Here is a 26,256-nt window from a genome sequence, read left to right on the forward strand (position 1 = left end):
AGTATTATATTTATCGCCCCAATCTACTTTTAAATGCAAAAAAACTACTTAGCCTTTCTTTGTCTTTTCTTTTTTTTAAACAACCTTACTTCTCAAGAAGAAGCTAATGAAATCAATGCGGATTCAATATTGCATTTGAGCCATATCGCAAGAGAAAATTACAATTATAAAGATGCGCTTTTACACGCCCAACAGCTTTTAAGTAAGCCTATAATTAAAGACTCTTCGTATTATAAATTTGTGGCATCAGATTTACTATGGTCTTTGCATGATGCTATTGGGGATTCCATAAGAGCAAAAAGGTATGGGGAACAATCTTTAAAAATTGCTTTAGAAAGTAATATAGATAGTTTAAAAACTTGGGCATACTTAAACCAAGGTTTGTGGTTGGTACATTCAGAAGGGGGTCATAATAAAGGTATTAATTACATAAAAAAAGGTATTGAGATTAATGAAACTAAGAACATAAATCCGGCCGAGGTGTTTTTGTCTAAGGTAAACTTAGCATGGATTTATTTAGAAGAAGGCCAAAATAAAAAGGCTTTACAGTATTTAAAAGCTACAGACCCAGCTACTAATCCATATCAACCTGAGCCAAGTTATTTATTGTTATTTAAATATTTAAATGGCCATTATTATTTACAAACAAAAGCCTATGACAAAGCTTATGAAAACTTAACTGCTGCATTAGATTTAGTTGGTAATGATGATGAAATGGCAGCAATCATTTACACGGATTTGATTGCCTATTATAAATATATGGGTGATTACAAAAATGCTCTAATCAATTTAGAAAAGAAAAGTGAACACGATGAAAAATTTAATACAGCAAAAAATACAAGAGCTATAGCCAATGCTAGTGCTAAATTTGATGTTGTTAAGTATAAAGAAAACCTAGCTACAGTAGAAAAAGAAAAGCAACAATCAGAGGCATTAGTAGAAAAAACAAAACAGTTAAACGCTACTTTGATTGTAATATTAGCTGCCTTGGTTTTGGTTTCTGGAGGTCTACTATTTCTATTTGTGTCTAGGCGAAAGTACGTAGTGAGATTAAATAAAAAGAATGAAGAGTTAGAAAAAACAAAAGAAGAAACGGAACGGCTAGCAAAAGTTAAATCTCAATTCTTATCTACAGTAAGTCATGAGTTAAGAACACCTCTATATGGTGTCATTGGTATAACCTCGATGCTACAAGAAGATATTACTTCAGAAAAGCACAAGCAGGAGTTGGACTCTCTTAAATTTTCTGCAGATTACCTATTAGCGTTAATTAATGATGTTCTGTTAATTAATAAAATGGATTATCAAAATCTTGTTTTAGATAAGGCGCCATTTAAGCTAAGTCAAATCATTAGAAATATTCAAAAATCGTTTGAATACTTATTAAAACAAAACAACAATGAACTCATCTTACAAATAGACCCAGAAATACCAAATGATTTAATAGGCAGTTCTGTTAGGATTTCTCAAATTCTTATGAATTTAGTTGGTAACGCCACGAAATTTAATGAAAATGGTAGTATTTGGTTGACTGTTAGGCTAAAGGGAAAAACTAGCGATGGACGTTGTCGTTTGTTTTTTGAGGTAAAGGACAATGGTATTGGTATTCCAAAGGATAAACAAGCTGTAATTTTTAAAGAGTTTGCCCAAATTGGAAATGATAATTACAGCCATAAAGGCTCTGGTTTAGGCCTGTCCATAGTTGAAAAACTACTAAAGTTACACAATAGTGAGATTAGTTTAGAAAGTGAACTGGGAAAAGGCTCTAGCTTTAGTTTTGAGCTTAATTTATTTGAAAATAAAAATGTTGAAGAAACTTGTGCTTTAGATGTTTGTTTAAAGGATAAAAAAGTAAATGATAAAGCTCACGTATTGGTGGTAGATGATAATAAAATAAATCTAAAAATAACCGAGCGCATGCTCTCAAAGCATGATATGACATCCGATTTAGCTATTAATGGTAAAGAGGCGGTTTCTTTAGCTAAAGCTAATGATTACGATATTATACTTATGGATATAAACATGCCCGAAATGAATGGTATAGAAGCATCAGAAATTATAAGAACTTTTAATAAAACAGTACCTATTATAGCTTTAACAGCATTAGATTATGAAGATATTAAAATAAATATACAGAATGCTGATATAAATTATGTCCTCTCAAAGCCTTATGATGAGTCTCAATTTATAATTACAATAATTAATCATATAAAGAAAAATCCTCTTGCATTAAAAAGTCGAAAATTTAAAACTAAAAAAGAAGATCTACAAAGCACTTAATCTTTTTTATCTGTTTAAAAGTTACACAATATCCTTTTTTAACCTTTCTAAGGTTTTGGCATAATCTTTACCTTCTTGTTTTTAACATTAATAAATGTTGGTGTAACACTAAGTAAAACAGCTTCAAGGATAGAACATAAAAAGGAAAAGAAAATAGAAATAGTTGCCCAAAATATTAGTGCGCTCATTAAATAGGTTTTAGTAAGTGACTAATTTATAAAATCAATTTTACTAAGTCGCGATAGTAACTTTGTTCTATTTATAAATAAATCGTATATTGAAGGAAATATCTTAATCCTGTCTGTTTTGGTAAAAAAATTGGCCTTATTGATATTCATTTTGTGCTGCGTCGCTTCTATACAGTCACAAACGAAAGACACATTAAACCTTAAAAAAACAACCAGAAGCGCTTTTGCCGAAAAAATATACCTTCAGCTCAACAATTCGGTATTTACTAACGAGGAAACCATCTGGTTTAAGGCCATAGTTACAGACGCCAAAAACGCACCTACAAGGCTAAGTGGTATTTTGCACGTAGAGCTTATCGATTTTGACAAGGACATTGTGGCAACAAAAAAGTTAAAGTTAATAAATGGAATGGCCGACAATGGCTTTAAATTAGAGCAAAGCTCTACTCCCGGGCGCTATTTAATACGGGCCTACACGGCGTGGAATAAAAACTTTGGTGAGGATTTTATGTTCAAGCAATACGTTGACCTCGTTCCTGCCAATGGCAACCAACGGCCATCGCCCATACAAAACATAACATTGTATCAAGAAGAGGATGGCCAGCACGAAGTGTTTGCCCAACTTTTCCCAGAACTTATAAAGCCCGACTATAAAAAGGATGTAACGGTTTACATTAAAACCGAGACGTTTTTAGACACCATAGAAATTAAAAGAGAAAAGGGGTTTTACAAGTTGCAATATGTACTTCCTAAAGAAGCGGTTTCGGTAAACCTAAAAATGAAATTAGAAGACACCAAGCTAAAAAACTTTCAAACAAGGGAAGAGAAAACATACAACAAGACCATCGCTATAGATAGGGGGTTTATAGACTTGCAGTTTTTTCCTGAAAGCGGGAAGTTAATTAATGGCTTAACTAGTAAACTGGCGTTTAAAGCACTAAACTATAAAGGCTTGGGTAAAGAAATTAATGGTGTTATTGTTGATGAAAAGGATAGTGTCATAACTGTCATTAAAACCAACAACCTAGGCATGGGCTATGTGCTTTTTACACCCAAAATTCATAAAACCTATTATGGTAAAATTAATTCTAAACACCATGTTGCCAGTAAGTTTGAACTCCCCAAGGTCTATGCAGAAGGCCATGTTTTAGGTATAATGGAAACAACAAGTTACATGAACATAAATGTGACTTCCAAGGCTAAAACCATCCGTGATTATTGGATACAACTTAAATCCAAAGGCGAAATATTAAAGGAATTTCCAGTAAGATTATCTAATGCACCTTATAATGCCTCGATACCCAAACAAAAATTACCCCAAGGCATTCTTAATGTTACATTGTTAAGTGAGCATAAAACACCATTGTGTGAGCGTTTGTTTTTTCATCTTAAGGAAGCCAACAATTTAAGCATTACCAAAGAAACTGAAGGGCAATATTACAGCCAGAGAGATAAAACGGCTCTTAAGTTTAATGTTACCAATAGTAATGGGCGACCAGTTGAGGCAAACCTATCTGTATTGGTTATAGATGAAAATCAAATAGTACAAACCGAGCAATTAAAAGGGAATATTCTATCTTATTTTTTATTAAACTCAGAATTAAAAGGACATATTGAGAACCCTACACATTACTTTAATAATAACAATATTTACAGAAAACGAGATTTAGAAGCCCTAATGCTCACCCAAGGTTGGCGCAACTATAAGTATAGTTTTAATGATGCAAACCATGTTTTTGATATACAACCTGAAACCGCATTACGTGTTTCTGGGAAGGTGGGTGCCATCTGGAATGAAAACAAAGCACCTAAAAAAGACGTGAATTTAATCTTAATGACCTCTGGTAAACCACCTGGAGTTTATACTCATGAAGTGGACAGTACTGGTAGTTTTTCTGTTGATTTATTTGACCCTTATGGCGATAAGCTGGATGTTATAATACAATCTTCCAACAAAAAAGGGCGAGCCAAAGAACATTCTATTAAGATAGACGCACCGATACCCCCTCCTAAAATCACCTATGAGAAAGAAGAAGTAATAGCGCTCCCGGATAGTGTTATAAATGACTTTTTAGAGATTAAAAAGCAAGAAAGGCTAGCTGTAACAGGATTCGATTTGGATGACAGCACCGTGGAGTTGGACGCCGTAGAATTGACGGGTTACAACGTAACACCGGAACGTGAAAGAATGTTTAAACTTCACGGACCTCCAGATATCGTCATAGAGAATGAACAACTCAAAGAGAGAGAAGAAAAATGGATGTCTGGATTATACGACCTTCTTAGCACTAAGTTCCCAGATGATATTACATTTAGAGTAGTGCAAATACCAAATGGGGGAAGCTTTCTACTAGCACATATTGCTAGTGCAGAATTGACTATATATTATATTGATGGCGGTGAGGTTGGTAAAGGAGCTTATCCTTTATTGCCCTATTTAACCATTGAAAATATAAAAAGTGTTGAAATTTTAAAAAGACCTAAAGGAGCGTTTGGTAATCATCCTAATGTTAACATTGCTATTATAAGTATATATACCTATAGTGGTATTGGAATGGCGGCTTTAGGATATGCAAAAGGTATTTTTAGAGGAAAGTTTTCCGGTTTTTCAATTACCCCCGAGTTTTATCAACCAAAATACGAAACTTTAAAACCTGTAGATTGGGATATACCAGATTTACGACCAGTATTACACTGGGAACCTTCTTTGTTCACCGATGAGAAAGGAGACATTGCACTGGAATTTTACAATGATGATATCATTGGTGACAAACTTATCATCATAGAGGCCATTACACCTGATGGAAAAATTGGCTATTTTGAGACCTCTTACACAGTAGAAAAACGATTGGAAAACAATTAATAGAATAGGTTTTAAGTCCTTGGTTTAACTTATGGTCAAATTATATCTTGAATAAAAGCTCTTAATGTGGGTTACTATGATACGAAAATCTGTTTCAATATTGCTCTTTTTTTGTTGCCTCGCTTCTGTACACTCGCAGGCGAAAGACACATTAAATCTCAAAAAAACAACCAGGAATGCTTTCGCCGAAAAAATATACCTGCAACTAAGCAATACCATTTATTCAACCGGGGAAACCATCTGGTACAAGGCCATTGTAACCAATACCATAAACCAACCTACAAGGCTAAGTGGCGTTTTATATGTTGAGCTTATAGATTTTGATGAAAATATTATAGATACAAAAACGCTAAAATTGGAAAACGGTTTATCTGATGGTTTTTTTGATTTAAGTGATGCTTTACCTTCTGGACGGTATTTAATAAGAGCTTACACCACGTGGAACAGAAATTTTGGAGAAGACTTTATTTATGAACACTACATTGATGTACTTGATTTAGAAGATTTCAACAAGGAAGAAATAATAAGAAATATTGCACTCACAGAAACAGACGAAAATCAAGTAAAACTATCAGCAAGCATATTCCCAGAAGGCATAAAAGACGATTACAACAAAGATTTGACAATATATATTGAATCTAAAGGCTTGTTGGACTCTATTGAAGTAAAACAAAAAAACAAGCAATATGTCATGGAGTACGACTTACCCATGGATTTGGTAACGGTAAAGCTCAAGGTAAAGCTGGAAGACACCAAATTGAAAAACCGAAAGCGAAAAACAGAAAGCACCTACTCCAAAACCATAGCCTTAGATAAAGATTTTTTGGATTTACAGTTTTTCCCGGAAGGCGGAAAAATGATTGATGGGTTAGAAAACAAAATAGCCTATAAAGCTATTAATTATAAAGGGTTGGGAGCAGTAGTTAGTGGTCATATTGTAGATGAAACAGACAGTATAATTAGACCTTTTACCACTAATAATTTAGGGATGGGTTTTACCTATTTTAAGCCAAGTAAGAGCAAATCGTATTATGGAAAAATTATAAGTGAAGAAGGTGTTGCTTATAAATATCCATTTCCAAAAGTAATGGCACTGGGTTACCTGTTGAGTGCAGGAGAAACTGGAGACTACATGAGTTTAACTGTAAAAAGCAATATTCAAAACACAGATAGCTTATATGTTGAGCTGAGAAGCCGTGGTGTATTGATACAAAAGCATCCTTTTGTATTGGAAAATGGCATGCATGAAGCTTTGGTTAAAAAAACACTAATTCCCAATGGTATTGTAAATCTCACATTGTTTAATAGTAATAATGTCCCCATTTGTGAACGTTTGTTCTTTAATTTCAAGGAAGAAAAAATATTAAATATAAAGGCAAAGACCAATAGAAGATTTTATGGCCAACGCGATAAAACAGCACTTAAGGTATCTGTTTCTGATGTCGATGACAGTCCTGTTAAAGCTAATTTCTCTGCACTGGTAATGGATAAAAACAAATTAGGTTCAACACAAAAGGTACAACCCAATATGTTGTCCTATTTTTTATTAAACTCAGAATTAAAAGGATTTATAGAAAACCCTAATTATTATTTTGATAGCAATAATAAGCTTAGAAAACCCGATTTAGAAGCGCTAATGCTAACACAAGGTTGGCGAGATTATATTTATGATAAAACGGATACAGGCACAAATTTTGAGTTTCAACCCGAAACAGAGGCAGTTATATCTGGAAAAGTAAGATCTAATTTTAACAAAAACAAAACCCCGAAAAAACCTATTAACCTCACTATGATTACAAAGCCTTCTTTTAGTGTGCATACCCAAGAAACCGATAGTTTAGGCGCATTTACGTTTAGTTTAAATAATCTCTTTGCAGATGAGCATTCCATACTAATTCAATCTACAAATAAAAAAGGCGCACCAAAAGATTATAATATCACCTTAGATGATGCAATAGCACCACCAAAAGTGAAATACAAAACCGAAGAAACCGTTACACTAGCCGATACAATTTATAAGACTTTTATTGAAGAAAGTATTGTTCAGTACAATACGAATAACGATTTTAAAACCACAACCGAAACCGTTGCATTAGATGCAGTAGAACTAACAGGCTATAATATAACACCCGAGCGCGAGAAGATATTTAAGCTTCACGGTCCGCCTGATACGGTTATAGAAAATGAAGAACTGGTAAAGGAAGAAGAAGACTGGATGTCGGGGTTATACGACCTTCTTAGAACTAAGTTTCCAGACGATATTTATTTTCAGAATGTATATTTACCTGTTCAGGCTTTTGACCTTGGTCCTGACCTTAAGGATACCCCATATAGGCCTATAGCTGTTCCCAAAATTGCAAATACAAATCATGCTCTTGTATTTATTGATGGAGAAATAGTTGAAGGTAGGGATTATCCCCTTTTGCCAGCTCTAACCGTTGAAAACATAAAAAGTGTAGAGATTTTAAGAAGACCTAAAGGTAGTATTTTACGATATTACCAAGAGGTATTTCCGCGAATGGATGTTCTAAGAATAAGTGCTATGATTGCAAGTGAGGCGCCTATTGTTGGTATTATAAGTATATATACCTATGGCAGTATGGGCATTGCAGCTATTGGATTTACCAAAGGCATTTTTCAAGGGAAAGTTTCTGGATTTTCAGCCAAACGTGAATTTTATGCCCCCAAATATGATAAATTAGAAGATGATGATTGGAATGTTTCAGATTTGCGTTCAGTTATTCATTGGAAACCTTTGGCGCAAACTGATGAAGATGGAAATGCAAAAGTTGAGTTTTACAATGGCGATAATACAGGCGATATGTTGGTTGTAATAGAAGCTATTTCGCCCGATGGTAAAATAGGGTACCATGAAACAACATATACTGTTGATAAGAGATTAGAAAACAACTAAGAAATCAATTTAACAACATCCTTAGCAAAATAACTCGCAATTATATCCGCGCCTGCACGCTTAAAAGCTGTGGTGGTTTCTAGCATTATTTGGTCGTGGTCTAACCAGCCTTTTTCAGCCGCCGCTTTTATCATGGCGTATTCTCCGGATACTTGGTAAATAGCTACAGGCACATCCACTTCGTTTTTAATTTCTCTTAAAATATCTAAATATGAAATACCTGGTTTTACCATAACGATATCTGCGCCTTCATCAATATCCATTTCTGTTTCTCTTATGGCTTCAAAACGATTCCCATAATCCATTTGATAGGTTTTTTTGTCCTTTGGAATATCTTGAATGTCTACAGGCGCAGAATCTAGGGCATCACGAAAAGGCCCATAAAATGCGGAAGCATATTTTGCTGAATAACTCATAATACCCGTATTTATAAAGCCCTCATCTTCCAAAGCTTCACGAATGGTTAAAATACGACCATCCATCATATCACTTGGTGCCACAAAATCGGCTCCTGCTGCAGCATGCGAAATACTCATTTCTGCTAAAACCTCGGCAGTTTCATCGTTAATGATTTGTCCGTTTTCAATAATACCGTCATGTCCGTAAGCTGAGTAAGGGTCTAGAGCCACATCAGTCATCACTAGCATATCAGGACACGCATTTTTAACGGTTTTTATAGCGCGTTGCATCAATCCGTTAGGATTTAATGCTTCTTTTCCTGCATTGTCTTTTAAGTTATCGGGCACTTTTACAAAAAGTAAAACCGATTTTAAACCTAGTTTCCAAAGTTCTTTAACTTCGTCCTCTAGCAAATCTAAACTATAACGAAAGTAATTTGGCATTGATGGAATTTCGTCTTTTACGCCTTTGCCTTCCACCACAAACAGTGGTACTAAAAAATCGTTTGGTGTAATTATGGTTTCACGAACTAAAGCGCGAATAGCTTCGTTAGTTCTTAATCTTCGGTTTCTTCGTAATGGATACATAAAAGCCCCCTAGCCCCCAAAGGGGGAATACCTATTAGGGGTGAATAGGGTTTAAGAGTTTCGCCTCTTTATTAAAAGAATTGAAACTAGTTATTATTTTATCAGCTAAACTTGTTCTCATAACAGTAAGAGTTCCCCCTTTGGGGGTTAGGAGGCTTCTACCCACTCTTTAGGATTTTTCAATACTTCAATTAATTTTTCTTCTTCGCTTCCAGCTTCAGGATGATGGTCATACACCCATTGCACATGGGGTGGTAAACTCATTAAAATACTTTCAATGCGTCCGTTGGTTTTTAATCCAAACAGCGTGCCTTTATCATGCACTAAATTAAATTCTACGTAGCGTCCGCGACGAATTTCTTGCCAATCTCTCTGCGCTTGGGTATAAGATAAATCTTTACGTTTTTCAACTATTGGCACGTAAGCTTCTAAAAAGCTATTACCAACTTCGGTTACAAAGTTATACCAATTTTCCATAGTCATAGCATCGGTTGCTTTGCAGTAGTCAAAAAATAAACCACCTAAGCCTCTACCTTCATTTCTGTGGGCGTTGTAAAAGTATTCGTCGCAACGTGCTTTATACTTCGGGTAAAACTCAGGATTATGCTTATCGCAAGCTGTTTTACAGGTGTTATGAAAGTGTTTAGCATCTTCTTCAAATAGATAATAAGGTGTTAAATCTTGTCCGCCACCAAACCACTGATCAATAATTTCACCATCCTTACCATACATTTCAAAATAACGCCAATTTGCATGAACGGTTGGCACCATTGGATTTTTTGGATGCAACACCAAACTCAGTCCACAAGCAAAAAAATCAACATCACCCACTTTAAAATAAGCTTGCATTGATTTTGGAAGTTTCCCATGAACACCTGAAATATTTACGCCACCCTTTTCAAAAACGTTACCGTTTTCAATAACACGTGTGCGTCCGCCGCCACCTTCTGGTCGTTTCCATATATCTTGTTGGAACTTTGCTTTACCATCAATGTCTTCCAGTTTGGAGGTAATGCTGTCTTGTAAATCTTGGATGTATTGGTAGAATTGTTTTTTCATTGAGGGTTTTTCTTTGAAACCTACAAGATCATCAAGACTCCCAGGTTGGAGTACGTTTCATGCTGGTTGGGGTCTGCTATCTTGTTGTTATTGGCCTGTTTAGTAATAGTTTCGACTTCGAGACCTGCAAGGTTTTCAAAACCTTGTAGGTCTTCTTTATGCGCGTATTGAAAATTATCAATATCTTCAAATAAGCCTAGGATATATTCTTTTTCTTTAGCTAATGTGTTTTCTAAATAAGAATGAAAAGAAGTGAATTCATAGTGTTCAAAATTTTCAACTAATCCATGATTTTCGGGGTTTTTATGAACATAGATAATTAAATTTTTCAGGTAATTTTCATCTTGTATTTTTTTTCTTTTGAAGTGTTTTTCAAAGAGGCTTCCAGTTCTATTTTGTTGTTTATTATAAGCTTTAGCGTAAGCATTAAAAATATTTGAAAATGATTGCGTTGCTAATGATTCTTCCGAAATAATTTTTACAACTAGATGAAAATGATTATTCATCAAACAATATGCAATAATATCAACTTTATTATTTAAATGTTTTTCAATCAATTTTAAAAAATAAAACATATTATCTTCATTCTGAAAAATAATATCGCTATTAATTCCTCGATTAAAAATATGATAATAATGATTTTTTTCTAATATTTCGAGTTTCATTTTAATCTTTAGATTTAGACCTACAAGGTTTTTAAAACCTCGCAGGTCTTATTAAGCTTATAGGTTAAATATTTACTCAATCTCTTTATATAATTCGTACAACTCCATATCCAGCGGCGCTTCTCCTGGAGGTGTATGTTCGTTTTTTAATGTTTTAATGTATGTGAAATTACAATTGTCGGCAACTTTCACACTGCCTATATTACTTTTGTGTACAATAATTTGAAGTGTTTCTATGCCTAAATTTTCAAAAGCATATTCTGATAGTTGCTGAATAGCCTCCGTCATGATGCCTTTACCTTCAACATTATAATCAATACAATAGGCAAACTCTCCTTGCTTTTTAGTCCAATCTAGCGCTTTGATATAAACTAAACCGACTAAGATATTAGATTTATTTTCTTTAATAGTAAATAGAAATTCTTCTTTATTGTTGAATTGCTTTACCTTTTTTTCAACGAAAATATTTGATAAATCTGGGGTTAAATTTTGCTCTAATGTTTTTGGGAAATACCGTTTTAAGCGGTCCTCATTGGCTACAACAAGATTGCAGATGTTCCATGCGTCTTTTAATTCTATTGGCGCTATGTAATACGACCTCAAATTAAGCTGCATGTACAGGTTTAGTTTTAAGTTGAAGTGCCTCTACTGTTCGTGTTGAAGCTGCTGTAACCGATAATGGTAATACTAAAATAACACCAATAACCGGAATTAGTAAAAACAGAATAAATACAATACCGTTGCCAATAGCTAAACCGCGATGCTTGCGCACAAATTGTAGGCTTTCTTTATATTGAAAATGACGTTCTAATGTATAATCCATATTACCAAAACCTGCATAATAGGCCTGCACCATAAACAACAAAACGGTTGAAAATATATTGACAATAGGAATGAACTTTAAAAGTAAAATAGGAATAGTAAGTAATAATTCCATTAATAAATTCCGACCATTAATTTTTATTCCACGCCAAAGTTGTTGCATAAAAGTTGTGTCTCTATGTGAATGCGGTGGGTTTCCTGTAAAGTGAGCTTCAATTTTTTCTGAAACAGGACTCATAAAAGGCGCTGATAGTGCCATTATAATATGTTTGAATAGAATGAGTCCGATAACTATAATGATTAAACCAGTTAAAATTCTAAAAGTTGCTTTAACCCAAGAATAAGAATTCCAACTAGGAAAAACGCTAGTAATGTAATCTGTAAGTACATCAGAAAACCCGTAGGCTGAACCAAATACAGCAATGGCCGTTAAAAAACTGATAAGCATAGGAATAGCAAAATACTTCCAGAGTTTTAATTTTGAAATTAAACTGAAAGCACCGAAGTATGCTTTAATTCCCGAAATGATATTTTTAATCATTGTTAAACTGCTATATCTTCTTTTAAAATGGGGGTGTCTTCTTCTGTTTTACTTCTTGCCCAAATGGCTAAACCAAAAGTAAGCACGCCTAATCGTCCTATAAACATTAATACAATCACAACTATTTTTCCAAAGGTGTTAATATCGCTAGTAATACCTGTACTTATACCAACTGTACCCAACGCCGAGGCTACTTCAAATAGAATTTCTTCAAATTTTAAATCGTTAGTAACTGTGATTAAAAATGTGCCTATTAAAATGATTATGGTATAAAAAATAAATGCTGAAGTGGCGACATAAAGTCTTTCATAAGGAATAATACGACCTAAAAACGTGATGTTTTTGCTACCTTTTAGTTGACTTTTTAAAATGGCAAAAACTGCTGTGAGTGTTGTTATTTTTATACCGCCAGCGGTTCCTGAAGGCGATGCCCCAACATACATTAAAAAAATACATATAAGCATCATAGCTTGAGAAAACATTCCAAAATCTACGGTATTAAAACCTACGGTAGTCATGGCTGTCATGGTTTGAAAAAACGATGCCAAAAATCTAGATTTCCCTGATAAGTTTGCTATAGAAGGTTCGAAAAAATAAAAGAAAACCGTTCCAAAGCTTAACAGTATTAAAAACCCGTAAAGGATAATTTTTGTTGTGAAGCTCAACTTATGCGTTTTTTTTCTGATAAACATACCAAAATCGGTAATAACTATAAAGCCTAAAGAACCGCAAATGGCTAGCATGGAGATGATGAAATTTACAAAATGATTATCTACATATTCTGTAAATCCGCTATTAAAAAGACTGAAACCTGCGGTACAAAATGTACTTACACTATGAAATATAGACGACCAAAGCGTTTCCCAAAATGGAGCGCCTTCATTTTTAAAAGCTATAAAAAATAAAATAGCACCTAGGAGTTCCATAATAAACGTAAATAGTATTACCGATTTTAAAAAATCGTTAATCTTGATGGTTTTTGGTAGTGTAAATTCTGTAGAGAGTATTTTTTTGTGCCAGATGGTCATTCTCCTGGTAGTAGATAAGAGCATAAAGGTTGTAAAACTTAAATACCCTATACCTCCTAGTTGAATGAGTATCATGATAATAAACTGACCAAAAAAATTGTAGGTATCAAAAATTGAAATCGTTACTAAACCTGTTGTTGAAACTGCAGATGTTGAAATAAATAAATGGTCTAGTATAGGTGCACTTTGTTTTTGAACTAAAGGAAGACATAACAACAAAAAACCTAAAATAATATAGGTTGAAAAGCCGTAAAATAAATTTTGTTGAGGCGACCATCCCTTTTTTAGTAGCGTATATTTTTTGGTAAGTTGTTGAAATTTATTTGGCATAAGTAATTAAGGTTGTTGCTATAAAAATAAACCTTTTAAAACAAAAATTACATTATTAAAGGGTACTTCTGCGTTAGGGATTGAGGGATTTGTTGAAGCTCCCCGACGCCGGAGGGAGCGACTCCCGAAAGCCCGACCTACTTTTTACAGCGATTAGTTGATAATTAAAACCAAATGTTACATAAAAAAGTAGGTAACGCCCAAATAATTTTAATTTCCGTACTCTTTTACGGCATCTATAAACGCTTTGGCATTATCTAAACCTATATTTGGCAAGATACCATGACCAAGGTTTACAATGTATTTATCTTTACCAAACTCATTAATCATTTGATGTACCATTTTTTTGATTTCTGATGGTGGTGAAAATAGGCGTGTTGGGTCGAAATTACCTTGAAGCGTGATGTTGCCTCCTGTTAAATAACGAGCGTTTCTAGCGGAACACGTCCAATCTACACCCAAAGCCGAAGCACCAGATTTTGCCATTTCGCCGAGTGCAAACCAGCAGCCTTTTCCGAAAGCGATAACAGGCGCGTCGTCCTTTAAAGCATCAATAATTTGCTGGATATACTGCCACGAAAATTCTTGATAATCAACCGGAGACAGCATCCCTCCCCAAGAATCGAACACCTGAACAGCGTTACAACCTGCTTTTACTTTTTCCTTTAAATAAGCAATAGTTGTATCTGTAATTTTTTGTAATAGTTGGTGCGCTGCAACTGGGTTTGTAAAACAAAACTCTTTGGCTTTATCAAAGTTTTTACTGCCTTGACCTTGTACGCAATAGCATAAAATAGTCCACGGTGAACCTGCAAAACCTATTAGCGGGATTTCATCATTAAGCTTTTCTTTAGTAGCTTTTATGGCTTGATAAACGTAATCTAATTCTACAGTAACGTCTGGCACAATAACATTATCAACGTCTTTTTGAGAACGCACAGGGTTTGGTAAATATGGACCGAAGTTAGGTTTCATTTGCACTTCGATATTCATGGCCTGTGGAATAACCAAAATATCGCTAAACAAAATTGCGGCATCCATACCATAACGGCGGATTGGTTGCACAGTAATTTCACTTGCTAATTCTGGCGTTTGGCAACGTGTAAAGAAATCGTATTTTGCCTTTATTTCCATGAATTCTGGCAAGTAACGTCCTGCTTGACGCATCATCCATACTGGTGGACGGTCTACAGTTTCTCCTTTTAATGCTCTTAAAAATAAATCGTTTTTAATCATATCTTTTGTCATTCCTGCGAAGGCAGGAATCTTATTAATTGAAACTTAAATATTATTAGATGCTGAAACGAGTTCAGCATGACAACAACTAAACATAATGTGCATTAACCAACTCAATAACACTCTCTACAGTAGGTACTTTGGCCACCCTAACATCTTTAAAGTGTTTTTTTGCTTCTTTAGCTGTGGTTTCGCCAATACAAAATGCTATAACATCACTTTTATTACTGCGGACAAAGCTTTCCACCGTTGACGGACTATAAAACATAGCACCTTCAATAGAATCTTCAACTTTATGCCCATCGTATTTAGTTTGGTAGGCTTCAACTTCATTAACTATTATATTGTTTTCGGTCAAAATTGTTGGTAAAGCATCTAACCTGAGATCACTACAAAAATAGGTTACTTCAGTACCTTCAATATAATCTACTAAATATTCAGCGAGCTTTTTTGCGTTTTTTTCGGCATGTTTTACTTTACCTATTTTCCGTTCTATTAAACGTTTCGTTCTACGACCAACACAATAAATATTTTTAAACTGTAATTCGACAGCAGAATAATTGGTAATTAAAGCCTCCACAGCATTCTTACTAGTAATAACAACGTTTTCAATCTCAGCTTTTAAAACTTGAGGGCGAATACGATTCAAACTTATTTTTATAAAGTCATCACTCTTAACCACGACTTTCTCATGAAATAGTTTTTGCTGATCTTGAGTTAACTTTTTAGTAGAAAATACATTAGTAACCTTATTTGAGTATTTTATCTCATCCATTAGTCGTTTGCCACCGCGCTCAATAATATAATCGGCACAAAAGATAGCTAGATTTTCATGTTTACCCAGTTTTTCAGAACGTTCTACCTGTATTTTTTTAGAACCATCTTTACTTAAAAGAATACCTTTAAAGAGTACTTCCTCATCTTTAATTCTGGCTAAAGCTCCAATGGGTGCGGTACAACCGCCTTCCAAACGGTTTAAAAACTTACGTTCTATAGTCGTGCAAATTTCGGTTTCTTCGTGGTTTAATGCAGCACAAGCCTCTCTGACAAAATCGTCTTCATCTAAAGCTGTAATCATAATAGCGCCTTGTGCAGGAGCAGGAATCATCCAATCTAGATTAATGGCTTCTTCTGGTCTAATACCAATTCTTCCAATGCCGGCAGCGGCAAAAATAGCACCATTCCACTCGTTATCTTGCAGTTTTTGTAAACGCGAATTAACGTTACCACGCAAATCTGTAATGGTATGTGTAGGGTAGCGGTTAAGCCATTGCGCTTTTCTACGCAAACTACCTGTAGCAATTACGGCATCTTTTGCACCTAAAAACTCTTCATTATCTTTAAATACTAAGGTGTCATTTACGTTACCGCGTTTTAAAACTGCAGCTTGTATAATGCCTTTTGGTAAAACGGTGGGTACGTCTTTTAATGAATGTACTGCAATATCGATATCGTGATTTAACATGGCAATATCTAAAGTACGCGTAAAAATACCAGTGATGCCCAACTCATAAAGCGGTTTATCTAAAACTAAATCACCGGTGGATTTTACAGGGACTAACTCTGTAGTATGCCCTTCTTTTTCGAGTAGACTTTGTACTATTTTGGCTTGCCATAGTGCTAATTCACTATCGCGTGTACCAATTCTTATGGTTTTAGACATTTATTTTTTGTGGTTCTTCTAACTGAAATACTTTTTTTATCAGTTCTAGACTATCATCTGTAGAAACGTCATCATCCTTTAAATGATGCGCAAAATGATTGGTTATTTTTTGAATGATTTTATTGCTGATTAATTCTGCTTGTTCTTCATTAAAATCAGATAGTTTTTTACGTTGGGTATCTAACTCTGCAGCTGCAAAATCTGCTAATTTATGTTTTAAAGCTTTTATAGTAGGTGCAAACTTTCTAGTTTCTAACCAGCTGTTAAACTCTGCTTTTATATCTTCTATAATTTGCTCAGCTAAAGGAATGTGCTCTTTGCGTTTTTCTAGAGTTTCATCAGTAATTTTTGATAAATGGTCAAGATGTACTAAGGAAACATTATCTAACTCTAAGACATTTTCATTTACGTTCTTAGGAATAGATAAATCAAGTATTAATAAAGGTTTTTTAGTTTGAATAAGGTGTTTATCAATGGTAGGACGATGCGCACCTGTTGCTACAATTAAAATATCTGAAGTACTGATTTCTTCTTGCAAATTCGCATAATCTTTGACTACTAAATTGAACTTTCCAGCAATTTGTTCAGCCTTGTCTTTGGTTCTATTAATAAGTGTGATATGCTCGTTTTCGGTATGTTTTACGAGATTTTCACAAGTGTTTCTACCAATCTTTCCTGTACCGAAAAGCAGTATGTCTTTATTAGAAACATCTTCAACATTTTTAAAAATGTATTGTACTGAAGCAAATGATACTGAAGTAGCGCCAGAGGAAATATTGGTTTCTGTTTTAATGCGCTTACTGGCTTGAATAACTGCATTAACTAAACGCTCCGAAAAGTGATTAAGTAAGTTGTATTTTCTAGAAAGCTTTGTGCTGGATTTTAACTGACTTATAATTTCAAAATCGCCTAAAATTTGGCTGTCTAACCCAGAACCAACCTTAAACATGTGAGCAATGGCTTCTTTATTCTTGTAAATATATGCTACATCTCTAAATTCTTCGACAGTGCCATTTGTATTATCACAAAGCAATTCGATAAGTTGATAAGGATGTTGTGCAAAACCGTAAATTTCAGTACGATTACAGGTAGACGTTACAATTAAGCTTTCAATAGCATTGTCTTTGGCTTGTTGTAGCAATGCATGCTTAGATTCATCATCCAAACTAAAACGCCCACGAATATCGGCATCGGCTTTTTTATAACTTAAGCCAATGGCGTAAAATGAACTACTTCTACTGATATTGTATTTGTGCATTACTCTACCTGAAATTGCCACACAAAAGTAAGGTCATTGATAATAAAAAAATAACGCTGAAAGAACTTTTAGTATCGTTTGTGGTTTTTTAAAGCATTTTGCAGAAATAATATGATAAATGTCATATTTTTGTAGTGAATTGGATGGTTTTGAATGCTTTAATTTAGAACTATTCTAAATAAAAAAGAAAAAATGAACAGTGAGCACAACGCAAAAAGTATCGCTAGAAGAACTTTTGAAGAGACAAAAATAGATGATGGCTTTTTGATTTTAACCTTTAAAAATGATGAAAGTATCCCTCAAAGCGTTGCAAAAGAAATAGATAGCGCATTTATTCAATTTCACTTTTGTATTAAAGGCGGCACCACTTTCGTTTTTAACCAAGGGCGTTACAGTTTAGATATACACGAAGAAAACTCGTTATTGTTGTATAACCCGCAACGTGAGTTACCTATAGACCTTCAAGTTAATCCTAATTCTTGGATAGTTTCAGTATTAATTTCAATACAGAAATTTCATGGTTTGTTTTCACAAGAAGCCGATTATATTTCCTTCTTAAATTCCGAAAACAAAGACAAAAAGTATTATAAAGATGGTGTGATTACACCTTCAATGGCCATTGTCTTAAATCAGTTGATTAATTATAATTTGAATTCATCCATAAAACAGTTGTATTTCAATGGGAAAGCCTACGAATTGTTGAGTTTGTACTTTAATAGAAGTGAAGATGCCGATGTGGAACAATGTCCGTTTTTAGTGGATGAAGCCAATGTTATTAAAATACGAAAGGCTAAGGATATTATTATATCTCGAATGGCTGAACCACCAACACTACAAGAACTGGCTGATGAAATAGGATTGAATATTAAAAAACTAAAAGAAGGCTTTAAGCAAATTTATGGCGACTCTGTATTCAGCTTTTTATTCGACTATAAAATGGAGGTTGCAAGAAAACTACTAGAAGCAGGCGATGATAATGTAAACGAAGTGGGGCATAAAGTAGGCTATAGTACGTCTAGTCATTTTATTGCGGCATTTAAAAAGAAGTATGGTACAACGCCAAAAAAGTACGTTATGTCTTTAAATTAATAGATTGTAATCAAAATTTGTTAAATTTGATAGATGAATAACCCCAAAACTCATTTATCATGAAATTTCTAACTCCAGAGATTGAAGCCTTGTCAAAACACTACGTTCAAGGAAAATCATTAGCAAAACCTAGCACCTCTTGTGGAATCTTTCAAGACTGTAATCCAGGTGAAGAGCGTCCTAAATTTTATCAACAGCAACATAAATCGCTAAACAAGTTTTAATACATGTTTACCTTTATGCGCTTTCGGGTTTTATGCTTAATTTGAAGTATAATGTTATCAATTATGTCTTTTTCGGTTTTATAACCTGAAATAGACACACCGCGTTTAAGTCCCGTATAATAAGGTTTTAGTTTATACATTTTGTCTTTTGTGTCTTCAAAAGCAATAACATGCAAAAACTCATTCTCTTGAGTTTTTCGCTGATCTGTCCTTTTGTATAAGAATAACCGAATAGGTGTATTGTTATCAGTTTGAATACGTTTTTCTTCCAGTAAAACAATGGTGTTTTCAGATGGTTTATAAAAGCTGTTAGCAAATAATTTAGACTTAGCATAGCCTCTTAAGTTTACGACACTAGTTTCTGCGGCATCCAAAATTTTATGATTTTTCAGTTTTGGTATCAGTATATATTGTGCGGCTTCATTAAAAAGTGTTTTAGCCTTTAATTGGTCTGAAATGAATTCATTTTTAGATTTTAGCAGTGTGTAATAGGTGGTCAAGGCCTCCCAATCTTTACTTTCTAAAAGTCTTGAATAAAACAATTTCACGTTTTTATCTTCTCGGTAAGGAAACAATAATTTTACGTAATGGTTTAATGAAAATGCGTTTCTAGTGCCATACGAATAATGCTGTCTGCTCCCCAAGCTACGTTTTATTTGAATTTTGGCATCATTAATAATTTGCTTTTTAAAGCTTTTGTAAACTTTTGGTTTTACCGTGTTGCTATCCAATAATTGGGATAGCAACCCATATACGGGCATTTTGTACTCTTCAACTACTGAAAAGTTTAGCAGGTCTGGAAACAAAACTTTAGCTGTTTTTAACGAGTCGGCTTTTTGACTGTATCTCGAAAAACTTGGGGTTTTAGAGCCAAGAGGTAAATCAGTATTCATAAGCTCCAAAACAAATTCATAAGAAATTTTGTCCCTGCGTTGAAAAAAGGCATTCAAAATAATATTTTGAATCGAAGGCTGTGTATACGATTTTAGATACAATTGTCTTGCAAAATCAGTAACAACCTCGGCCTTATCGTTTATAATAAGTTGGCGAATTAAATAGTTTTTAATTTTAGTTTTATTTTCAGGAAACTTAAAATTATCAATGATATCAATAAGCTTTGAAGTGTGTTTTTTTGAAAACACCACTTCACTATATCCAGTTAAGGCAATACTGTCATTCTCTTTGAGTGCTTTAAAGAAAATATCTGTTTTGTCTTCAAAAATATCTTTTCCTAAAAGCGTATCCATTGGTGTAAACGAATCGAAGAATTCTGTTAAAAATCTTGAGGGTTTATTAATAGAGTCCGTAAGTGCTTCAAGGCGATATAACACCCCTTTTTTCTGAATATATTTTACTAAAACTTTCTTTGTGCTTAGAGTGTCTCTAAATTTGTGTGTATAATAATTGAACCCGTTTTCACTGTAACGCTTTTCATCCTCGACTTTTAATTTTTTAAGCTCAGGCATTTCAGGCAATTTTGGAAGGTCAGGAAAATTAGGTTTCCTATACATTTGGTCCCATAAACTATCAGCGCTTTTATACATTTTTAGGTCGTGAAATTTTATCCTGCTTATTCCAATTTGCTCATTAGCTTTTGTAGTGTATACTGTGTTTTTTATAGTTTCGTCATAAGGCTTTTTTTGATTAAAATTATCATAAAACTGATTAAATGGCAATGGTGCTTTCACAGGTGAATTTACCGTAAAAAAGAGGGATGTATCCGTAACTTTTTTAAAGCCGCTATAGTTGGCACTATAAAATTTTAAAGACTTAAAATAAGATGTTGCTTCATTTTTTTTACTTCCATAATATCCCATTAAATAGTAGCTACCATCTTTTACGATAGATTTTAACCAAAGTTTACTTGTTGAGGTAGAATCTAAAACTACAGACGACAAATAACTTTTGTAAATGTCGTTTGTCGCCTCTGCTTTTACATTTTTAACATCAAGATTTTTATAAAAACTAGTGTGAATGTATTTGGCTTCAAAAGCATCTTCTTCAATATATTCCGTATCGTGCTGAGGCGATTCTTGAAAGAGATAAAACGTACCATTTTTACCTAGAGCTTGCACTAGTTTTTTGCCTGTGTGTTCTAAGTTTGCCGTAATAAAGTTATCAGGACATTCAAATGTATATTTTCCATAAGGATCTTTAAAGGTTGTTTTAGCAAAACCTACTGGTTTGAAACTAATGGAGTTGAAAATTTCAGCTTCATGCAATAGTACAAAGTCCTTTTTGCCTCCAAATTTTATAACTATAATCTCTAAAGGCGTTTTGTAGATGTGATATTTTTGATAGTCCCCCTTTTTCGTTTTATTCAAAATACTAATACCAGGATAGGGAGCATCAAACTCTTCTTTCTTAATTATGGTTCCCGGTACATCTTCATATAGCAGGTTTTTAATAAAAGCGAGATCAACAGTGTTATTTTTATTTGGCAAATATTTAAAGGTGTTTAATCGGTTGATGGTTAAGTAAGCGCCATTTGTCATATCAGGAGCCACGTAATATTTGATGCCTTCTGCACTAAATTCTCTAAGCTCATCAAAACTCTTAATACTAATAAAGCCATCAGAAGTAGATTGCAATGACATGTTGGGAACAGTAAATTTTTGCTCTAACTTGTCCTTTGCCGCTTGAGCAAATTTGGTTTGTTTGGAAACTAAAGGTTTTACAGTATACCCTTTGTTTCTCAACATATTAAGCATGCCTTTTTTTCCGCCTAAATGGGCGGCACCAACACCCGAAAACACTACCTTTTTGTGCATTAGGGTATCTAGAACATTTACCATGTTTTCGTTGCGCTTAAATAACATGTGCTCTCTGTAATATTTCGTGTTTGTTGCAGCGCCTATTGAGTCTAGCAATTCAATATTGCGTTCACGGTAAACATCTTCTTGAAACATGAACATGTTTTTCTTTTCCATAAGTTTTATAAACCAATCATCTGGCTTACGCTTGTTCATGTTAAAACTGGCTTTTGTGGTTAAGAAGCGTGATTCTCTAAAGTCTTCAAGCCCAATCACGGGTTTATTATTCTTCTTGCCAGCTTGAAAAATAAACATGTCTAGGTAGGTTTCCTCCTCAAAATCATCAACATAAGAGTTTTTTCTATACAGATAGCTGTTTATCAAATAATTGTCAAACCGTATAACGCTGCGCATTTGCATAGGATCCAAAGGTGATAACCTAAATAGGTTTGCATAAAAATCATTACCATATAAAAAACTGTCAAAATCATAGTTAAAACCAAAGTCCTCATGCATGTATTTTAGCCACTGCGTTGGGTCAGATTCTAAAGCGATGCACTCACTTTTGTTTAAGGCTTCATAAAAAACGTCATCTAATCTAAAAGCAACTTTACTGCTCACGTGCATGGTGCCATAAATGTATGATGACTTTTGTAATCCGTTTCCCGAGATTTCCCAAAGCAGACTTTTCTCTTGGGAGAACGAGAAGCTACAAACGAACAAAACCAATAAAGGGCGCAGTATTTTTTTCATATTGAACTATTGAATTGTTAAATATAGAAATAAAAAGACGTTTAAGTAACGCAAATGAGTTAATAGATTTTATCAATGAGCGAATGGGTAATTTATGGAGCTATTGTAAAATATGTGTCGTATTTTTGCTTTAAATATATACGTTATGAGATTTTTAACAACAGTAGTACTCGCATTTTTATTTTCAACTTCAATTTTTTCGCAATCCCACAAGGTAGAGATAGAAAAAGAAGCACAAACCTATTATGACCTTATGACCAACATGAATATTGATGGGTTTTTGGACTACATGTATCCAAAGGTGTTCGAGATGGTGCCGAAGGAGCAGATGAAAACTGGCATGGAGCAAATGTTCAATTCACCACAAATGAAGATTGAATTTATTTCTAATGAAGTGAAAAGTGTAAGTGATGAAAAGGAAGTGGATGGAGTAAAATATGCAATGGTGTATTACAACAGCAAGATGCGCATGACGTTTTTAACCGAAAAGGATAAGTCTGAAGAGGAAAGAAGGGCATATTTAGATATGATGAAAACTAACATGGCAACCCAATTTGGGGCTGAAAATGTGACTGTTGATGTGGCCACTACATCTGTGGTAATAAATAACGATGCTAGTATGTTTGCTATAAACGACCCTCAATATGACGGATGGAAGTTTTTAGGAAATGAAAAAAATATGGCTGCTATGATTAATTCCATGATACCCGAAGCGGTTAGAACCGCACTTTTGGAAAAAGAATAGTGAACACTCTATAAAATTGTAAAGCAAAAAGAAACATGAAAGGCATTCTTTTAGTGAATTTGGGTTCCCCTGACAGTCCAGAGCCTAAGGACGTAAAAAAATATTTAGGTGAATTTTTGATGGATGAGCGTGTGATAGACGTACCGCTTTGGGCAAGAACCTTGCTTGTTAAGGGGATTATCTTAAACACACGCCCAAAAGCATCTGCCAAAGCATACCAAAAAATTTGGTGGGAGGAAGGCTCGCCTTTGATTGTGCTATCAGAAAGGCTTCAAGAAAAAGTACAGGAAAAAGTTGAATATCCTGTAGCTCTAGCGATGCGCTATGGAAGTATGACACTTAAAAACGGACTTCAAGAATTAGTGGATAAAGGATGTACGGAAATAAAAACAATTCCGCTGTATCCACAATTTGCCATGGCAACTACCGAGACTATTGATGTGAAGGTGGACGAATTGGTTGCTAAACACTTTCCACAGGTAACTATTACGAGAACACCAGCGTTTTACGGACGCGAAGATTACATAAACGTGCTTTCAAAAAGTATAGCCGAAAAATTAGATGGTTTGGATTATGAGCACATCCTGTTTAGTTACCACGGTGTGCCAGAACGTCATATTCGCAAAAGCGATATTACCAACGGTAATTGTAAAATGGATGGTAGATGTTGCTTTAAAATGGGAAGCAAACAACACGAGTTCTGTTACCGTCATCAGTGTGAAATCACCACTATTAATGTAGTAAAAACGTTAGGCTTAAAAAAAGGTACATACTCTACAACATTTCAATCAAGGTTGGGGTTTGATCCATGGTTGCAACCTTATACAGACCGCACCATTGAGCGTATGGGAAAAGCTGGTATAAAAAAAATGGCTATTGTAACACCAGCCTTTGTTAGTGATTGTTTGGAAACCTTGGAAGAGATTGCCATGGAAGGCGAAGAAATATTTCACGAAGTTGGTGGTAAAGAATTTACAGTGATACCTTGCCTAAACGACCGTGAGGATTTTGCCCAAGTAATTGCAAACATCGCAAAGGAATGGACAGCAGCAGAAAAACCGCAAGCCGTTTAAATTACACATAAGTGGAACCATGACGTATTTTTACCTAAAAGCATTTCACCTCATTTTCGTCATCACTTGGTTTGCAGGGCTATTCTATATTCCACGATTGTTTGTATATCAAATTGAAGCCTTTCATAAACCTTCGCCAGAAAAGGAAATTTTAGGTAAGCAGCTAAAGCTTATGGCAAAACGCTTGTGGTTCATCATCACATGGCCCTCGGCAATTTTAGCCCTGATTTTTGGTTTAAGCCTCTTTTACATCAACCCAACACTCTTTTACATGCCATGGATGCAGGTAAAACTTGGCTTCATTATCCTATTATTTATTTATCACTTAAAAACCCATCAGTACTACAAACAATTACAGAATGATGTGGTAAAAAAATCATCAAGCTACATGCGTATCTGGAACGAGGGTGCTACATTTATCCTCTTCGCCGTTATCTTTTTGGTCATCTTAAAAAGCGCCATCAATTGGATATGGGGTGTTATCGGTATCTTTATTTTGGGCATCCTCATTATGCTAGGATTCAAACTTTATAAAAACATACGCGAAAAAAACCCAGAAGCTTAAATTATTTGTACGTTACCCTCCTTAGGTCGGGTAGGGCTTACCTGCCGGCAGGCAAGTTTTCACTACTCAATCCCTCCTTCGTCGGGGATTTCAAACATGGAGCCTATACTGAGCTTAGTCGAAGTATTCAATCCCTAACATGGGTGCGTTTGCTAAAGTCTTTTCTTTTCTGAAAGTTAAGTAGTTTTTAGGGTTAGTTTATAGTTTGAGTATATGGACTATGCAGATATTCCCGAATTTAAGGCACACGAAAGTATTCAATTTTAAAGATTATACAGGCTTAATTAAACTCGTTAATATCACAAAGGTTTATTCATTACAAATACACAATCAAGGGTAATTCAGGTCGTAAATCAAATGATTTCTCCTGAATATTATTATCAAAATATAGTTCCATCAAATGTTCTTTTCCTTTTTTCACGGTGATATTTTCCATTCCATTAATTGTTCTAATTGTATTGGTTTTTATATCTAAATCAATTGATGTTATAGTTATTTGGGTAATTTTTTCTACTCCATTTGGATGCTTGAAAAAATCTTTCCAAAAATCATCCTCACTTGGAGCATTTTCTACATCCGAAAGCGAATTAAATCTTGCTGATTCAATTTCTGGATAAACCACGAAAATCGAAGGTTCGTTGATGTTATTCTTTGAGTTTTTGGCAGAATAAATATTAGCGTTATTCTTCATCCACTCTTGATGATATTTGACGTTTTCAAAGGGTATTTTTTCCACATTATAGTCTCTTAATTTCAAGACGAGACTAAAAGGTGATGCATTATTTTGTTCAAAGTTTGCTCTTACGGTAAAATCTAAGTCTTCGTTCTTATTATTATTCTCTTCTAGTTCCTTTTTGTCGTGAACAAATATTAGTTCAAGGTAACCGTTTAAAAAATGAAAATATCTTCCCGCCGTTCCTTGTCCTTTGTGAATTGGAGAAAGTGAATCAGCAACAGAGGTAAATCCAATGTTAATTAATTTTTCTTTTGCTTTTTTCGGATTTGTGGTCCAAATATTTACATGATCAAACTCTAAATCAGACGAGATACTCACATTCGTTTGGTCAGCTTTGGGTACGGCTTTTTTCTTGTTATTGCAAGAACTAAATCCTAAAATCAGAACTAAAATTATAATGTAATCGGGTCTGCTCATTCTAATGTGCGGCAATGTTTCGTGTATGCGTCATCATTATCACTTATATCCAAAGGTTAACGAAGGTA

General features: G+C 34.3%; 19 protein-coding genes and 1 pseudogene. 8 read left to right on the forward strand and 12 right to left on the reverse strand.

Features of this window, described 5'->3' with window-relative positions:
- Positions 1-33 precede the first annotated feature (33 nt).
- Positions 34-2,280, forward strand: a complete 2,247-nt coding sequence (locus AC1B0Z_RS12295) for an ATP-binding protein (RefSeq protein WP_483792341.1) — start codon at positions 34-36, stop codon at positions 2,278-2,280.
- Positions 2,281-2,307: 27 nt separating this feature from the next.
- On the opposite strand, the pseudogene AC1B0Z_RS12300 reads toward AC1B0Z_RS12295, so the two are convergent.
- Positions 2,308-2,468: pseudogene (locus AC1B0Z_RS12300) on the reverse strand (hemolysin); the annotation flags it as partial.
- A gap of 118 nt (positions 2,469-2,586) precedes the next feature.
- Between AC1B0Z_RS12300 and AC1B0Z_RS12305 the strand changes: the two are divergent.
- Both AC1B0Z_RS12305 and AC1B0Z_RS12310 read left to right on the forward strand, forming a co-directional pair.
- Positions 2,587-5,331, forward strand: coding sequence for a hypothetical protein (locus AC1B0Z_RS12305; RefSeq protein WP_483792342.1), 2,745 nt, complete (start codon positions 2,587-2,589; stop codon positions 5,329-5,331).
- A 76-nt stretch (positions 5,332-5,407) separates the two neighbouring features.
- On the forward strand, positions 5,408-8,245 hold the full coding sequence (locus AC1B0Z_RS12310; RefSeq protein ID WP_483792343.1) for a hypothetical protein: 2,838 nt from the start codon (positions 5,408-5,410) through the stop codon (positions 8,243-8,245).
- On the opposite strand, the gene hemB is transcribed toward AC1B0Z_RS12310, so the two are convergent.
- From hemB to hemA, 9 genes are all read right to left on the reverse strand, one after another.
- Positions 8,242-9,231 carry a porphobilinogen synthase gene (hemB, locus tag AC1B0Z_RS12315; protein WP_483792344.1) on the reverse strand — a complete coding sequence of 330 codons (990 nt, stop codon included), beginning with the start codon at positions 9,229-9,231 and terminating at the stop codon, positions 8,242-8,244. The two genes, AC1B0Z_RS12310 and hemB, sit on opposite strands and share 4 nt — an antisense overlap.
- 147 nt (positions 9,232-9,378) lie before the next feature.
- Positions 9,379-10,290, reverse strand: a complete 912-nt coding sequence (gene hemF, locus AC1B0Z_RS12320; RefSeq protein WP_483792345.1) for an oxygen-dependent coproporphyrinogen oxidase — start codon at positions 10,288-10,290, stop codon at positions 9,379-9,381.
- 20 nt (positions 10,291-10,310) lie between these two features.
- Entirely contained in the window at positions 10,311-10,955 is a 645-nt protein-coding gene (locus tag AC1B0Z_RS12325; RefSeq protein ID WP_483792346.1) for a transposase, read from the reverse strand.
- Positions 10,956-11,027: 72 nt separating this feature from the next.
- A complete protein-coding gene (locus AC1B0Z_RS12330) occupies positions 11,028-11,570 on the reverse strand; it encodes a GNAT family N-acetyltransferase (protein ID WP_483792347.1) in 543 nt (180 codons plus the stop codon).
- Positions 11,560-12,318: an EI24 domain-containing protein gene (locus AC1B0Z_RS12335; RefSeq protein ID WP_483792348.1), complete on the reverse strand. Its 759-nt coding sequence runs from the start codon at positions 12,316-12,318 to the stop codon at positions 11,560-11,562. The genes AC1B0Z_RS12330 and AC1B0Z_RS12335 overlap by 11 nt, the downstream gene beginning before the upstream one ends.
- Before the next feature lie 2 nt (positions 12,319-12,320).
- Positions 12,321-13,676, reverse strand: coding sequence for a TrkH family potassium uptake protein (locus AC1B0Z_RS12340; RefSeq protein WP_483792349.1), 1,356 nt, complete (start codon positions 13,674-13,676; stop codon positions 12,321-12,323).
- A gap of 210 nt (positions 13,677-13,886) precedes the next feature.
- Positions 13,887-14,912: a uroporphyrinogen decarboxylase gene (gene hemE / locus AC1B0Z_RS12345; RefSeq protein WP_483792350.1), complete on the reverse strand. Its 1,026-nt coding sequence runs from the start codon at positions 14,910-14,912 to the stop codon at positions 13,887-13,889.
- An 88-nt stretch (positions 14,913-15,000) separates the two neighbouring features.
- Positions 15,001-16,575, reverse strand: a complete 1,575-nt coding sequence (gene hemC / locus AC1B0Z_RS12350) for a hydroxymethylbilane synthase (protein ID WP_483792351.1) — start codon at positions 16,573-16,575, stop codon at positions 15,001-15,003.
- Complete coding sequence (gene hemA, locus AC1B0Z_RS12355) at positions 16,568-17,833, reverse strand: glutamyl-tRNA reductase (protein ID WP_483795302.1); 1,266 nt, start codon at positions 17,831-17,833, stop codon at positions 16,568-16,570. The genes hemC and hemA overlap by 8 nt, the downstream gene beginning before the upstream one ends.
- Positions 17,834-18,025: 192 nt before the next feature.
- On the opposite strand from hemA, the gene AC1B0Z_RS12360 reads away from it, so the two are divergent.
- Positions 18,026-18,922, forward strand: a complete 897-nt coding sequence (locus AC1B0Z_RS12360; protein ID WP_483792352.1) for a helix-turn-helix domain-containing protein — start codon at positions 18,026-18,028, stop codon at positions 18,920-18,922.
- A gap of 59 nt (positions 18,923-18,981) precedes the next feature.
- On the forward strand, positions 18,982-19,146 hold the full coding sequence (locus tag AC1B0Z_RS12365; protein ID WP_483792353.1) for a hypothetical protein: 165 nt from the start codon (positions 18,982-18,984) through the stop codon (positions 19,144-19,146).
- Here AC1B0Z_RS12365 and AC1B0Z_RS12370 read toward each other — a convergent pair.
- On the reverse strand, positions 19,143-22,652 hold the full coding sequence (locus tag AC1B0Z_RS12370; protein ID WP_483792354.1) for a TraB/GumN family protein: 3,510 nt from the start codon (positions 22,650-22,652) through the stop codon (positions 19,143-19,145). The two genes, AC1B0Z_RS12365 and AC1B0Z_RS12370, sit on opposite strands and share 4 nt — an antisense overlap.
- Before the next feature lie 145 nt (positions 22,653-22,797).
- Between AC1B0Z_RS12370 and AC1B0Z_RS12375 the strand changes: the two genes are divergently transcribed.
- Genes AC1B0Z_RS12375 through AC1B0Z_RS12385 form a run of 3 tightly spaced genes read left to right on the forward strand, consistent with a single transcriptional unit; the run spans position 22,798 to position 25,035 of the window.
- The gene (locus AC1B0Z_RS12375; protein WP_483792355.1) at positions 22,798-23,397 is read left to right on the forward strand and encodes a hypothetical protein; all 600 of its coding nucleotides are present in this window, start codon (positions 22,798-22,800) and stop codon (positions 23,395-23,397) included.
- A gap of 35 nt (positions 23,398-23,432) precedes the next feature.
- On the forward strand, positions 23,433-24,470 hold the full coding sequence (gene hemH / locus AC1B0Z_RS12380; protein ID WP_483792356.1) for a ferrochelatase: 1,038 nt from the start codon (positions 23,433-23,435) through the stop codon (positions 24,468-24,470).
- Between the two features lie 19 nt (positions 24,471-24,489).
- Entirely contained in the window at positions 24,490-25,035 is a 546-nt protein-coding gene (locus tag AC1B0Z_RS12385) for a CopD family protein (protein WP_483792357.1), read from the forward strand.
- 316 nt (positions 25,036-25,351) lie between these two features.
- On the opposite strand, the gene AC1B0Z_RS12390 is transcribed toward AC1B0Z_RS12385, so the two are convergent.
- Positions 25,352-26,188: a hypothetical protein gene (locus AC1B0Z_RS12390; RefSeq protein ID WP_483792358.1), complete on the reverse strand. Its 837-nt coding sequence runs from the start codon at positions 26,186-26,188 to the stop codon at positions 25,352-25,354.
- Positions 26,189-26,256 lie beyond the last annotated feature (68 nt).

Source organism: Hyunsoonleella sp. J2K-J805 (assembly GCF_057167125.1).